Here is a 13183-nt window from a genome sequence, read left to right as displayed (position 1 = left end):
TGTGAAGGTGGGTCGGCGGCGCGAGGCCCGGGGGAACGGCGATGGCACTGGATCTGCTTTTGCGCGGCCTGTGGCAGCGTCGCCGGCAGGCCGCGCTGGCCGCGCTCCTGCTCTTCGCCGTTCTGGTCGCGATCCTGCTCCGGATGCCGCAGCGCTACGTGGCCCAGGCCGTCATCGCGCCGGCCGAGACGACCAGCATCGCCACCTCCACCCTGCTCTCCCCGATGCCGCTGCTGGGCGGCGGCCTGCTCGATGACCGGCCGAGCGGCAATTTCGCCGTCTATCTCGATGCCCTTCGCTCGCCCGAGGCCGCGGCGATGCTCGCCCGCGACACCGGCCTGCTGCAGCACCTGGATGCGCTGCGCGCCGCCTGGCCGCTCGGGCCGCTGCGCCGGGCGCTCGGCCTGCGGGTCGAGGCCGACCTCGACGACGCGCTCGCCTGGCTGGAGCAGAATTTCGCCGCCACGCAGAACATCGCCACCGTCACCTTCACGCTGACCCTGGCGCATCGCGACCGGGCGGCGGCGCTCGACGCCCTGCAGCGGCTGCATGCCCTGGCCGAGGCCAAGGTGCGCGAGGATCTCGGCGCGCTCGCCCGCCGCCGCATCGCGGCGATCGAGGCGAGGCTCGCCACCGAGAGCGATCTCTACCTGCGCAACGCGCTCTATGACCTGCTGGGCCAGCAGCAGCGCAGCGCCCTGGTGGTCGCCGCCGACGAGGCGGTGGCGGCGCGGATCGTCTCGGCCCCGATGGTGGAGCTGCGCCCCTCGCTGCCGAACCGGACGCTGCTGCTGCTCCTCTTCCTCCTGCTCGCCCCGCTGGTGTCGCTGACCGGCACCTTGGCCATTGTCCTGCTGCGCCACCGCCTCGCCGCGGCATCGGTGCCGGGCCATGCGGTCCCGGCCCTGGGCGCCGAGTGATGGGCGCCGAGTGATGGTCGCCGCGCGCGCCGAGCCGGCGCGGCTCGCGGCCGCCAGCGGGCTGCTCGCGGCCGCGCTGCAATTCGCTGGCGCCCTGAAATCCCTGCCGGGCCTCGCCGCGCTGCCGCTGGACCTGACCCTGCTCCTGGCGCTGCCATTGCTGCCGGCCCTGGCGCTGCTGCTGCTGGACCGGGCCTGGGAGATCCGGCCGATCCTGGCGGTGCCCCTGCTCGCCGCGGCCCTGCTGCTGCTCTGGCTGACCCTCGCCGGGAGCTGGAGCAGCTCGCGCCTGGTGCTCGCCGAGAAGCTGCCGCAGCTCGTCCTGCTGGGGCCGGCGATGCTCCTCGCCGGGCTGCTGGTCGGCGCGGATGCGGCGAGCCTCCGGCGGCTCTGCGGCACCGTGGTCGTCATCGGCCTGCTGGTCGGCGCCGCGACCGCCTGGGGCGTCGTCAGCGGCACTGTGATCCTCGGCGGGGCGCTCGGCCAGGACCCGCAGAAGCTGCGGGTCCAGTACCAGCTCGCCGGCCTCGCCATCGCCTGCGCCGCCGGCCTCGCGGCCCTGCGGGCGATGGAGGCGCAGGGGGCGCGGCGCGCCGGCTGGGTGGCGATCCTGCTGCTCCTCGCCCTCGCGGTGCTGGTGCCGGGCGGGCGGGCGGCGCTGCTCGGCCTGCTGCTCGGCGCGGCGGGGGCGCCGGCGCTGCTGCTCTGCCTCTCCGGGCGCTGGGTCGCGGCGCTGGGCTGGCTCGGCCTGATCCTCGGCTTCGGGCTCGGCGGCCTGACGGTGCTGCTGGCCCTGCCGGGGGTCGATCTCGGCCTGCGGACGCTCGAGCGGCTGCTCGGTGACCCTGCCACGGCGACCCCGGCCCGGCTGATCCTGTGGCGGGAGGCCTTGCGTTGGGCCGCCGAGGCGACGCCCTGGGGGCTCGGCACCGGCGGCTTCACCCTGGCCTCCGGCAGCGGCGATGACCGCAGCCTGCATCCGCACAACCATGCGCTCGAGGCGCTGGTCGAGGGCGGCTGGCCGGGGCTGCTGCTCTGGCTGCTCGCCTTCGGCGGCGGCGCGGTCCTGGCGGCGCGGCGTGCCTGGCAGGTGGCGCCAGGGCGGGCGGCACGCATCGCAGCGCTGACCCTGCCGGTGGCGCTGACCGCGATGGTCTCGACCGATCTCGGCAACCGCATGGTCTGGTTCGGCCTCGGCCTGCTGCTGTCGCTCGCCATGGAGGCGCGGCCGAGGATGCCGCAAGGGCCTCCGTGTCGGGAGGCGTGACCCTGCCCTGCAAACAACAAGACGGAGGGGAAGCATGTATGAGCGTTGGGGCAAGCGTGCCGTCGACATCCTCGGCGCGGGGCTGTTGCTGCTCGCCGCCGCGCCCTTGCTGGCGCTCGCCGCCCTCGCCGTGTTCCTCGCGCTCGGCCGGCCGGTGCTGTTCCGGCAATGGCGGACGGGCCGGGACGGCCGGCGCTTCCTGCTCCTGAAATTCCGCAGCCTGCGGGAGGGGCCGGGCGAGGATGCGGCCCGCCTGGGCCGGTTCGGCCGGGTCCTGCGCGCCAGCGCGATCGACGAGCTGCCGCAGCTGGTGAACGTGCTGCGCGGCGAGATGAGCCTGGTCGGCCCGCGTCCTCTGCTGCCGGAATACGGTGCGCTCTACACGCTGGCCGAGGCAGAGCGGCTGCGCGTCCGCCCGGGCCTTTGCGGGCTGGCCCAGGCGGCGGGGCGGAATGCCGTGCCCTGGCCGAGGCGGCTCGCCCTCGATGTTCGCTATGCCCTGACCCCGCCGCGGCTGGGTGCGGATCTGGCGATCGTGCTGCGCTGCCTCTGGCTGCTGCTGCGCGGGATCGGCGTCGCCGCCCCGGGGCATGTCACCATGCCGCGGCTGGAGGATCGGGGCCTGGGGCCGGATGCCGGCGAGGGCACCGCCTGGCGGGCCCCGCTCAACGACACGGCGCGGGCGTGAGATCGCTGCGCGGCCCGTCGGCAACCATGCCGCATCGGGTGCCGGCCCGCGCGAACGGCACTCGATTCAGGCCATGGAGGGCTGTTTTAACTGAAGTAACCACTGGTTGTATTTCATGCATAAAGATTTGAATTTCAAGTTATGCCGTGTCATGGATATGCGTTGCTGACCACAAAGCGCGACATGCCGGCTTGCTAGGTGCGGGGGCGTTCCGGGCGCCTCGCAGCCACCGGCAGTGCATGACCCGGCATTCTGGAACGGAACACGAAACGGGCTTCCCCGCACAGCATCTGGTAAGAAACCGAATCAACTGGTTGTCCCGAGTCGCGCGAACGAATCGCTGACACCGGACGGGCCGGCCCGCAGACCGGGGCCATACCAGCCCTGGTAGGAGGATGGCGCCCGGTGCCGCTAACAAGTTCATGCTTCGATCCGGCCGGGCTCACTCACGCCGCCCGAGTCGCAACCGGGTGACATACAGGCCGGGCCGATCCGGGCCCACGTCCCACGCCCTGACCCGAGCATGGACAACGGAGGGCCCCGGCCAGGTGGTCGGCGTCAGAAGTCGCTGACGCGTCCCTTCCGCTCCCAATCGCCGTAACGCGTGGGTTCGGGCCCGGCAGGGCCGCCGATCTCCTTCATCCGCATCGGCGGCTCGCCCGGCGGGTCGCCGGCCGGCGGCTGGTCCGGATCGCCGGGCACCGGCCTCTCCTGCCCCGGCGGATCCTCGACCGGCGGCTCCGGCAGGTCCGGGCCGGGCGGCGGCGGGGGCACGGGCGGCACCGGTTGCGGCGGCAGGTCCGGCGAGATCGGAACCTGCGCGCGCATCGCCGCCTGGGGCCGGGTCGGCGCTGTCGTCACCACCCCTTGTCTGGATTCTGTCATGCTCACCATGTGGGGTTTCGGGTTGGAATCCTGCCACCCCCAACTTCGGGGGAAAATTCAGATCGGTGTCGGGAGGGGTAGGCACATGCAAGGCTATATGCGCACCGCGATGCTGCTCGCCGCCCTCACGGCGCTCTTCATCGGCATCGGCTACCTCCTCGGCGGCCAGCAGGGCATGGTCCTCGCCTTCCTCCTCGCCTGTGGCACCAATCTCTGGGCCTGGTGGAACAGCGACCGCATGGTCCTGTCCATGTACAACGCCCAGCCGATCACGCCGGCCGAGGCGCCGCGCCTCTTCGCCATGGTGCAGCAGCTGGCGCAGCGGGCCGGCCTGCCCATGCCGGCGCTCTACGTGATCCATGAGGACCAGCCCAATGCCTTTGCCACGGGGCGCAACCCGCAGAATGCCGCCGTCGCGGTGAATACCGGCCTGCTCGACCTGATGAACGAGCAGGAGGTGGCCGGGGTCGTCGCGCACGAGCTCGCGCATATCAAGCACCGCGACACGCTGATCATGACCCTGACCGCGACGCTCGCCGGCGCGGTCGGCATGCTGGCGCAATTCGGCTTCCTCTTCGGCGGCCACAGCCAGGATGGCCGGCGCAACCCCTTCGGCCCGATCGGCGCCATGGTGCTGCTCATCGTCGGGCCGCTCGCCGCCATGCTGGTGCAGATGGCGATCAGTCGGTCCCGGGAATACGAGGCGGACCGGCTCGGCGCCGAGATCGCCGGCGATCCGCGCTGGCTGGCGAGCGGGCTGCAGAAGCTCGAGCAGTACAAGCAGGGCCGTGTCAACCAGGTGGCCGAGGCCAATCCGGCGAGCGCCCACATGTTTATCATCAACCCGCTCTCGGGGCTGCGCATGGACAGCCTCTTCACCACCCACCCGCCGACCGAGGAGCGCATCCGCCGGCTGCTGGCCATGGCGCCGCGCGGGGGCGCGCTGCCGCGGCGGGCGCCGCCGGTCGTCAGCTACCCGCCCGGCTCTCCCTGGGGGGGTGGCCGGCGCAACCCCTGGAGCTGAGACCGCCCGGGGGGCGCGGCCTCAAGCGTTGATGCCGGCGATGTTCTCCGGGCGCGCCTCGATCTCGCCGCGCTCCACCCGCTTCACCACCGCCGTCAGGGCCGCATTGGCCGGGGCGGCGAGGCCGGCTTTCGCCCCCTCGGCGACGACATGGCCGTTGATCTGGTCGATCTCGGTCTGCCGGCCCTTCAGCATGTCCTGGCCCATGGAGGGACGCTGCAGGGCGCTGCGCTGGCCGGCGGCGAGCGTGCCGAGGATCACCGCCTCGGCCTGCTCGAGCGCCGCCGCGTCGCCGGAGCCGGCGCGGGCGAGAAGCTCGGGCGCGATCTTCTGGATCGGCTCCAGCGCATAGCCGAGCGCCTGGCCGATCCGCACCGCCTCGGCGCCGAGGCGAAGCGAGAAGCGCCGGATCCGGTCGTCGCGGTCGCACTCATTGCCCGAGAGGCCGGAGGCGGCGCTGACCCCGTTGCGCATGACGTTGACGCAGAGCTTCGACCAGCGCTCGCCCCAGAGATTGGTCGTCGCATGCACACTGTCGATCTCGGCGATCATGGCGCGGATCTGCTCGACGCGCGCGGTGATGCGGCCATGCGGCTCGCCCACTGCATAGACGACACGCTGGGTGCCGCCGAGCGGCACGGTGCGGCGGATCTCGCCCGGCGCGTGCAACTCGCCGGAATAGGTGCCGGCGATCACCCCAAGGATGCGGCCCCAGCCGACGACGGAGGCGATGGCCGGCTCGTTGATGCAGTTCTGCAGGCTGGCGACGAAGCCGCCGGGGGCCAGATGCGGCACGATCAGCTGCGTCGCCCAGACCGTGTCGTAGGACTTGACCGAGACGAAGGCGATGTCGATCGGCCGCTGCTTCGAGAGGGATTGCACGTCGCTGAGATGCAGGGCCGGGACCGGCACGGTGACGTTCTGCGACTCCTCGATGCCGGTGAGCCGCAGCCCCTGCGCGCGGATCGCCTCGACATGCGCCGGCCAGGCATCGATCAGCGTGACGTCGTGGCCGAGCCGGGCGAGATGCCCGCCGAGATAGCCGCCGACCGCGCCGGCCCCGATGAAGGCGATCCTCGGACGCATCTTCCATTCCTCCCTGCTCGCCGCGACGGTACGCGCGCGGGCCCAGGCGAGGAAGATGCGGGCCCGGACGCATCAGGCCAGGAAGATGGGCCGCGCCTCCGGCTCGAAGGGGATGCCGGTCTGTCGCAGCGAGGCGACGAGCGCGTCCTCCGGCATGCGCGCGTGCCGCACGAGCAGCCGCAGGTAGAGCCCGACGAAGCGCGGCCCATGGCCGTCATTCGCGCCCTCGGCCGTGCTGGTCATGGCATGGGCCAGCTCGTGCAGCAGCACCCAGCTCGGCAGCACCGGCGGGGCCTCGATGGCGAGGCGCGTCGCCCGCGCGACGGTCGCCCGCGCCTGCGGCGGCAGCGGCCGCAGCCGCGGCGGCCAGCGCAGGCCCTCGGCCGCCCAGACATGGTCGGCGAGTGCCTGCAGCTGCGCGAAAGGCACGCGGGACAGGTCGCGCGGCGCCACCTCGCGGTCCTCCCAGGCATAGAGGCGCCGCGCCGCGGCATCCCCGCGGCTCATCGTCGCGGCAGCCGCCCCGCCGCGGGGGAGGCCCCGACCGGGCGTTCCAGCCCGACCCGGCCCCCGGCCGCCTGCCCCTTCCCATAGGCGCCGCGGTCGCGCACCGTCGCGGTCGAGTAGACCGTCTTCAGCCGCAGGCCGAGCGTGCGGAAGCCCTCCTCGACCTTCTTCTCCTTGGCCAGCACCAGGGCGGTGGAGGCGCTCGCCGCGGCGGGCGCGGCCGCGGCGCGGCGCTGCTCGGCCGCGGCCTCGCGCTCCGCCGTCATCGCCTCCAGCCGCTGGCCGAGACGGTCGGCGAAGCCGTAGCGGAAGCTCCGCAGCCGGGTCTGCGGCGTGGCGCGGCTGCGGTGCCAGTCCGGGCTGGCGCGATAACGCGATTCCTCGAAGGCGAGGGCGCTGTCGGCGATGCGCAGCAGGTACTCCGCCATCTGCACGTCCGGCTCGAGCCCGAAGAGCACGAAATCGGCGCGCCCGTCGGTCCAGCCGCGGCATTCGCAGAAGCGCAGCAGGGGCGGGTAGAGCCAGCGCAGCGCCAGGCGCTGCGGCCCGGCGATGGTGACGCGGCGCTGCTGGCAGGCCTCCTCGCGGAGCGACACCTCGGACATGGAGAGGCCATAGACCTCGAGCAGCTCGCCGACCTTGGCGGCGGCGGCCAGGGCCTCGGCCTCGGAGCAGCCGCGTTCCACGGTGCGGGCGCTGAGGGCGCGGATGCGCGCCTTCACCTTGGCGAGCTCGGTCTGCTGATCCATGCGGCTGTCCTGCCGGGGCCGGGCGGGGCCGGTCAAGCTCCGCCATGCGGCCGGCTTGCCCGCGCTGCTGTCCAGTCGCCCGGCATCGGCATAGGCTTGGCGGCACGACAAGGGAGCGACCCATGGCCCGCTACGGCTTCGACCACGTGCATCTGCGCAGCCCGGATCTCGAGGCGACCGCGGCCTGGTTCCAGGAGACGCTCGGCGCCGAGGTGGCGCGGCGGGTATCGGGCGAGGCGCCCCGCATCGACATGGTGCTCGGCGGCCTCAACCTCTTCATCTCGCAATCCGACAACCGCGTCGCCGCGCCGCCGACCTCCCCCTATAACGGCATCGACCATTTCGGACTGGCGGTGGACGATCTGGACGCGGCGGTGGCGGAACTGAAGGCCAAGGGTGTCACCTTCACGATCGAGCCGCGGCAGGCCCGGCCGGGCGTGCGAATTTGCTTCATCCGCGGCCCCGAGAACATCACCATCGAGCTGCTGGAACGCAGGCTCGCCTGATCCGCGGCCGACCTGCGGCAAGCGCGCCATTCCCGCGCGGCCCGGTCGGACAGGGGCCGGCCAGGGGGGACTGCACGAAGGAGGAAGGTCCATGCATATCGTCCAGATCAACTACCGGCGCCCCGACATGCCGAAGGCGGAATGGGAAGCGCGCTACACCGATGAGCGCGCCAGGCCTTTCCTCGAGGTGCCGGGACTGCTCTGGAAGATCTGGCTGGACGGGGATGCGGAGCGCCTCGCCGGCGGCATCTACCTCTTCGCCGACCGCGCCAGCGCCGAGGCCTATGCGCGGGGGCCGATCGTCGCGCGGATGCGCAACAATCCCGACCTGTCCGAGGTCTCGGTCCGCGTCTTCGCGGTGCGTCGGCGGATGAGCGAGATCACCCGCGCGCCCATCGATTTCGACCGCCTGGCGGCCGAGTAGCCGGGGCGCGGCAGGACCGCGCCCCGTGGATGGCCTCCCCCGGCTGAGAGGGGGAGGCGCGCCCCGTCACTCCGCGGCGATGCGGACCGGCGGCAGCTTGGCGCGCACCAGCTCCTCGTAGAGCGCGACATGCTCCTCCGCCATGCGGCGGGCGGTGAAGCGCTTGTCGAACTCCGCCCGGATCGCCTCGCGCGACAGCAGCGGCAACCGGCCGACCGCCTCGACCGCGGCATCCTCGCCATCGACGATGAAGCCGGTCAGCCCGTCCTGCATCACCTCCGGCACCGAGCCGTGGTTGTAGGCGATGACCGGCGTGCCGCAGGCCATCGCCTCGATCATCACCAGGCCGAAGGGCTCCGGCCAGTTGATCGGGAAGAGCAGGGCCTGCGCGTTCGAGAGGAACTCGGCCTTCTGGTGGTCGCCGATCTCGCCGATGAACTCGACATGCGGCTGGGCGAGCAGCGGCTCGATCGTCTGCTCGAAGTAGTCGCGGTCGGCGCGGTCCACCTTGGCCGCGATCTTGAGCTTCATCCCGGCGCGGCCGGCGATCTCGATGGCGCGGTCCACCCGCTTCTCCGGCGAGATGCGGCCGAGGAAGGCGAGGTAGGACGGCTTCGCCCCCGGCGTCGGCCGGAACAGGTTCTGCGGCAGGCCGTGATGGATCGTCCGCGCCCAGTTCGCCCAGGCCATCGGCCGGCGCTGGCTGTCGGAGATCGAGATCAGCGGCACGTCGCGGTGCAACTCGTAATGCCCCCAGATCTCCTTCAGGTCGAGCCGGCCATGCAAGGTCGTCACATGCGACGTCGGCTGCCGGGTGAAGAGGGAGAAGGGCATGTAGTCGAGATGGAAGTGCAGGATGTCGAACTCATGGGCGCGCCTGAGAACCCGCTCGAGCATCAGGAAGACCGGGGCGTTCGGGTCGCCGATGGTCTTGTCGAGGCGGAGCGCCTGCGGCGACATCGGGGCGAGCGTCGCCGTCGTGACCGAATCCCCGCTGGCGAACAGGGTGACGTCATGGCCGAGCGCGACGAGCTCCTCCGTCAGGTAGGAGACAACGCGCTCCGTCCCGCCATACAGCTTCGGCGGCACGGCTTCAGCCAAAGGCGCAATCTGCGCGATTCTCATCGTATCGATTTCTCCCGAGCGGCGAAGGGTGCCGCATGCGAAGGCGTATCCGGGGCATCGTCTGCCTGAACGCTAGGAAGCCGGAAAATCCGACGACAAAAAGGCGCGGTCTGGCGGCTTCTTGGCAGGGCGGCCTGATCACGATCTTGTGGTCCAGGGCGGCCCCGGATCCGGCGGTTGTCATTTCGTTCCGATATCGAAAATGACATGTAGCCGCGCAGCCGGTTGAGCGCCCGAACGGGCGCCGCCACGCCTGTGGCGAAGCCAAGCTGCCGTAGGCAGCGCCGGTGCTCGAGGGCATCGACAGGTCACCATCGATGCGCGCCGGTCTCAGTCGGCCGAGGCGAGATGCAGGACGACGGCGTAATGGCAGGCGGCGGCGGCGAGGACGAGGCCGTGCCAGATCGCGGTGTGGAAGCGGAGCGCGGTCGCCAGATGCACCCGCACGCCGAGGCTGTAGAGCATGCCGCCGAGCAGCAGGAGCAGCAGGTCGGCAACCGGCAGGGATTGCAGCAGCGGCCCGATCGCCAGCAGGCCGACCCAGCCGAGCAGCAGGTAGAGCAGGATCGCCGCCCGCTCGATCCGCGCCGGCGCCAGCAGCTTCAGCAGGGCGCCGCTCAGCGCGCCGGCCCAGACCGTGGCGAAGAGCGCCCAGCCCCAGCCGCCGCCGATCGCCAGCAGGGCAACCGGCGTGTAGGTGCCGGCGATCATCAGGAAGATGGCGGCGTGGTCGAAGCGCTGCAGGATGCGTCGCCACTGGCCCGGCCGGGCGAGGTTGTAGAGGGCGGAGCAGCCGAGCATCGCCAGCAGCCCGGCGGCATAGAGGCCGAAGGCGGCCGCCGATCGCCGCCCCGCGGCATCCGGCAGGGCCAGGGCGAGGCCGAGACAGGCCAGGCCCCCGGCCAGCAGCCCGACCGCATGGACGGCGGCATCCGCCGCATACTCCGCCCGGCTCGCAATGGCGGCAGGCAGCGACGCGGCGGGCAAGCGGACGCGGACCATGAGCAAGACATGGGCCGGTCCGGCCGGGCTGCAACGCCAGCGGCGATCAGACCATGGAGAGGGGCCCGCGACCGCCGTGGATTCGGGACGCGGGCGGGCCCCGGTCGCTCAATCCGGCTTGATGCCCGCGGCGCGGATGATCGGCTCCCACTTGGCGGTTTCCGACTGCAGCCATTGGGTGGCGCTGGCCGGCGTGCTGTCGGTGCGGACCTGCAGCGCCAGCTCGCCCAGCCGCTGCTGGACATCCGGCTTGGCGAGGACGCGGTTGACGGTGCGGTTGATCGCCAACTGGATCGGCTCCGGCGTGCCGGCCGGCACCATGATCATGTGCCAGGTATAGGCCTCGTATTTCGGCAGCCCGCCCTCGGCGAAGGTCGGCACGTCCGGCAGCTGCGGGATGCGCTTCGGCGAGCTGACGGCGAGGCCCTTCACGTCGCCGCGCTGGACGTAGGGAAGGGTGTTGTTCGCCACGTCCAGCATCATGGAGGTGGTGCCGGCCAGCAGGTCCGGCATGGCCGCCGCGGAGCCGCGATAGGGCACATGGTTCACCTTCAGCCCGCCCGCCTCGCGCAGGAACAGCTCGGCGGCGAGGTGCAGGGCGGAGCCGTTGCCGGCGCTGCCGTAGTCGTACTTGCCGGGATTGGCCTTGTAGAGGGCGATGAGCTCCTGCAGCGAGTTCACCGGCAGGTCCTTGTTCGCCATCAGCACCATCGGGATCACCCCGACCAGCGCGACCGGCTGCAGGTCGGCCAGCGGATCGAAGGGCAGGCGCGCGAACATGGCGCGCAGGGCCGAATGGGCGACGGTGGTGTAGAGGACCGTGTTGCCGTCCTTGGCCGATTTCGCCACCGCATCGGTGCCGACCACCACGCCCGCGCCGGTGCGGTTCTCCACCACCGGGCGCTGCGGCAGCTCCTTGCCGAGCTCCTCGGCCAGCAGCCGGGCGGGGATGTCGGTCGGGCCACCGGCGGCGAAGGGCACCACGATCCGCAGCGGCTGGCTCGGCCAGCCCGAGGCATCCGCGGCGGGTTGGGCATGGAGCGGCGCGAGCGGGGCAGCGAGGCTGGCGACGGCGGCGCCGAGCAGGGTACGGCGGTGCATGGGCATTCTCCGGCAGCGGTCGTGCGGGGGCCGGAGACATGGTCCGGCACCCTTGCCGCGTCGATGTATTACGCGGCCGTTGCGGCGTCGAGGCAGAGCTGGCGCATCCGGCCGATCCGGCCGTCAAAAGCGACGGACTCGCGCCACGGGCTCCGCCGCCGGCTTGCGCGGGCCGGGCCCGCCGCCCGAAACAGCGCGCGCCACAGCAGGACAGCGGCATGCCCGAAACCCCGGACACCCTCCTCGCCCGCCTTACGGCGCTCGGCCTCGAGACCCGCACCACGCGCCATCCGCCCGTCTTCACCGTCGCCGAGAGCCGGTCGCTGCGCGGCAGCCTGCCGGGCGGGCATAGCAAGAACCTCTTCCTGCGTCCGGCCAAGGCGGGGCCGGGGCCGCATCTGCTCGCCGTGCTGGAGGAGGACCGGAAGGTCTCGGTCAACGCGCTGGCGCGCGCCGCCGGCACCGGCCGGGTCGAGATGGCCCCGGCCGAGGATTTGCGGGCGCTGCTCGGGATCGAGCCGGGCTCCGTCACGCCCTTCGGGATGGTTAATGCCCCGCCGGGGCAGGTGCGCATCGTGCTGGACGAGGAATTCATGCGGCGCCACGAATGGGTGCATTTCCACCCTCTCGTGAACAGCATGACCACCGCCATCCGCCCGGCCGACCTGCTGCGCTTCCTCGAAGTGCTCGGACACCGGCCGGAGCTGCTGGCGGTGCCGCCGGCCGCCGGGTAGCGCCGCGGCGCGATGCGGTCCAGGGCGCCGGGCGGATCGCCCGTCGCAATCCCGCCACCCCCGTTCCCCGACTGGGATGCATGTCCCGACCCGGCCGGGCCTGCTATCCCTGCGGCGAATGCCCCGGCCCCGCCGGATGGCCCGCCCCCCATTGTGCCCGCGCCTGGCGAGGGCATTTAAGACCGCAAGACCAAGGAAGTGCTGCCATGGACGTCATCTTCGACCCGAACCGTCAGGGCCCCGGCGCGGCTGCCGCCGGCGGTGGCGCCGATCCGATCAAGGACGGCGACCAGAAGAGCTTCATGCAGGATGTCGTCAACGCCAGCCGGGAGGTCCCGGTGCTGGTGGATTTCTGGGCGACCTGGTGCGGGCCCTGCAAGACGCTGACCCCGACGCTCGAGAAGGTGGTGCGCGCCGCCGGCGGACGGGTGCGCCTGGTCAAGATCGACATCGATCAGAACCGTGCCCTGGTGCAGCAGCTCACCCAGCTCGGCCTGCCATTGCAGAGCGTGCCGACCGTCGCCGCCTTCTGGCAGGGCCAGATCCTCGACCTCTTCCAGGGCGCCCTGCCCGAGAGCGAGGTGAAGAAGTTCGTCGAGGGCCTGCTGAAGGCCGCCGGCGGCCAGATGCCGACCGCCGACCTGCTGGCCGAGGCGAAGCTGGCCGCCGAGGAGGGCGACCACCAGGGGGCGCTGCAGCTCTTCGGCGCCCTGGCGCAGCAGGAGCCGGAGAATGCCGAGGCCTATGCTGGCGTCGCCCGCGCGCTCATGGCGCTCGGCGAGGAGGAGCAGGCCCTGCAGGTCCTCGGCGGCGTCCCGGCCAAGCTCCGTGACCATGCCGAGATCGCTTCCGTCCGCAGCGCCCTCGAGCTCGCCGCGGAGGGCCGGAAGGCGCGGGAGAAGCTGACCGAGTTCGAGCAGCGCCTGGCCGCCGACCCGAACGACCATGCGGCGCGCATCGACCTCGCCGTGGCGCTGAACGCGGCCGGCGACCGGGCGGGTGCCGTGGCGGCGCTGATCGAGGCGATCCGGCGCGACCAGGCCTGGAACGAGGAGGCGGCCCGCAAGCAGCTGCTGAAATTCTTCGAGGCCTGGGGCTTCGACGATCCGGCGACGCTGGCCGGGCGGCGCAAGCTCTCCTCCCTGCTGTTTCGGTAGACCCGGCA

Annotated in this window: 15 protein-coding genes; 8 read left to right on the top strand and 7 right to left on the bottom strand. The window is 72.2% G+C overall.

Annotation, left to right across the window (positions count from 1 at the left end; genetic code table 11):
• Positions 1–41: 41 nt before the first annotated feature.
• From HJG45_RS14275 to HJG45_RS14265, 3 genes are read left to right on the top strand one after another with little or no spacing between them, the layout of a single operon-like run.
• Positions 42–920 carry a hypothetical protein gene (locus tag HJG45_RS14275; protein ID WP_171612785.1) on the top strand — a complete coding sequence of 293 codons (879 nt, stop codon included), beginning with the start codon at positions 42–44 and terminating at the stop codon, positions 918–920.
• Between the two features lie 13 nt (positions 921–933).
• Complete coding sequence (locus HJG45_RS14270; protein WP_171612784.1) at positions 934–2187, top strand: O-antigen ligase family protein; 1254 nt, start codon at positions 934–936, stop codon at positions 2185–2187.
• Positions 2188–2221: 34 nt separating this feature from the next.
• Positions 2222–2875 carry a sugar transferase gene (locus HJG45_RS14265; protein WP_171612783.1) on the top strand — a complete coding sequence of 218 codons (654 nt, stop codon included), beginning with the start codon at positions 2222–2224 and terminating at the stop codon, positions 2873–2875.
• Positions 2876–3433: 558 nt separating this feature from the next.
• On the opposite strand, the gene HJG45_RS28800 is transcribed toward HJG45_RS14265, so the two are convergent.
• The gene (locus tag HJG45_RS28800) at positions 3434–3703 is read right to left on the bottom strand and encodes a succinate dehydrogenase assembly factor 4 (protein ID WP_171612782.1); all 270 of its coding nucleotides are present in this window, start codon (positions 3701–3703) and stop codon (positions 3434–3436) included.
• A gap of 142 nt (positions 3704–3845) precedes the next feature.
• Between HJG45_RS28800 and htpX the strand changes: the two genes are divergently transcribed.
• A complete protein-coding gene (gene htpX, locus HJG45_RS14255) occupies positions 3846–4784 on the top strand; it encodes a zinc metalloprotease HtpX (protein WP_171612781.1) in 939 nt (312 codons plus the stop codon).
• 21 nt (positions 4785–4805) lie between these two features.
• On the opposite strand, the gene HJG45_RS14250 is transcribed toward htpX, so the two are convergent.
• The 3 genes from HJG45_RS14250 to HJG45_RS14240 all read right to left on the bottom strand — a co-directional run bounded on the left by HJG45_RS14250 (position 4806) and on the right by HJG45_RS14240 (position 7126).
• On the bottom strand, positions 4806–5870 hold the full coding sequence (locus HJG45_RS14250; protein WP_171612780.1) for a ketopantoate reductase family protein: 1065 nt from the start codon (positions 5868–5870) through the stop codon (positions 4806–4808).
• A 72-nt stretch (positions 5871–5942) separates the two neighbouring features.
• On the bottom strand, positions 5943–6377 hold the full coding sequence (locus HJG45_RS14245) for a hypothetical protein (RefSeq protein ID WP_171612779.1): 435 nt from the start codon (positions 6375–6377) through the stop codon (positions 5943–5945).
• Complete coding sequence (locus HJG45_RS14240) at positions 6374–7126, bottom strand: DUF2786 domain-containing protein (protein ID WP_171612778.1); 753 nt, start codon at positions 7124–7126, stop codon at positions 6374–6376. Before HJG45_RS14240 ends, HJG45_RS14245 begins: the two co-directional genes overlap by 4 nt.
• A gap of 122 nt (positions 7127–7248) precedes the next feature.
• Between HJG45_RS14240 and HJG45_RS14235 the strand changes: the two genes are divergently transcribed.
• Positions 7249–7632 (top strand): VOC family protein, encoded by a 384-nt coding sequence (locus HJG45_RS14235; protein ID WP_171612777.1) that lies wholly within the window; start codon positions 7249–7251, stop codon positions 7630–7632.
• A 91-nt stretch (positions 7633–7723) separates the two neighbouring features.
• Complete coding sequence (locus HJG45_RS14230; protein ID WP_171612776.1) at positions 7724–8056, top strand: YdhR family protein; 333 nt, start codon at positions 7724–7726, stop codon at positions 8054–8056.
• Between the two features lie 66 nt (positions 8057–8122).
• Here the strand turns inward: HJG45_RS14230 and HJG45_RS14225 are convergent, their stop codons facing one another.
• From HJG45_RS14225 to HJG45_RS14215, 3 genes are all read right to left on the bottom strand, one after another.
• Positions 8123–9181 (bottom strand): glycosyltransferase family 4 protein, encoded by a 1059-nt coding sequence (locus HJG45_RS14225; RefSeq protein ID WP_171612775.1) that lies wholly within the window; start codon positions 9179–9181, stop codon positions 8123–8125.
• Between the two features lie 330 nt (positions 9182–9511).
• Positions 9512–10168 (bottom strand): PAQR family membrane homeostasis protein TrhA, encoded by a 657-nt coding sequence (locus tag HJG45_RS14220; protein WP_171612774.1) that lies wholly within the window; start codon positions 10166–10168, stop codon positions 9512–9514.
• 123 nt (positions 10169–10291) lie between these two features.
• The gene (locus HJG45_RS14215) at positions 10292–11284 is read right to left on the bottom strand and encodes a tripartite tricarboxylate transporter substrate binding protein (RefSeq protein WP_171612773.1); all 993 of its coding nucleotides are present in this window, start codon (positions 11282–11284) and stop codon (positions 10292–10294) included.
• A gap of 218 nt (positions 11285–11502) precedes the next feature.
• On the opposite strand from HJG45_RS14215, the gene HJG45_RS14210 reads away from it, so the two are divergent.
• Together HJG45_RS14210 and HJG45_RS14205 are read left to right on the top strand one after the other, a co-directional pair.
• Positions 11503–12018: a prolyl-tRNA synthetase associated domain-containing protein gene (locus HJG45_RS14210; RefSeq protein ID WP_171612772.1), complete on the top strand. Its 516-nt coding sequence runs from the start codon at positions 11503–11505 to the stop codon at positions 12016–12018.
• A gap of 206 nt (positions 12019–12224) precedes the next feature.
• Positions 12225–13175: a co-chaperone YbbN gene (locus tag HJG45_RS14205; RefSeq protein WP_171612771.1), complete on the top strand. Its 951-nt coding sequence runs from the start codon at positions 12225–12227 to the stop codon at positions 13173–13175.
• Positions 13176–13183: the final 8 nt, after the last annotated feature.

Origin of the sequence: Roseicella sp. DB1501 (genome assembly GCF_013112485.1) — a bacterium.
Taxonomy (GTDB): domain Bacteria; phylum Pseudomonadota; class Alphaproteobacteria; order Acetobacterales; family Acetobacteraceae; genus Paracraurococcus.
The sequence above is the reverse complement of the archived record's forward strand: the minus strand, read 5'-3'. Positions and strand labels throughout refer to the sequence as shown.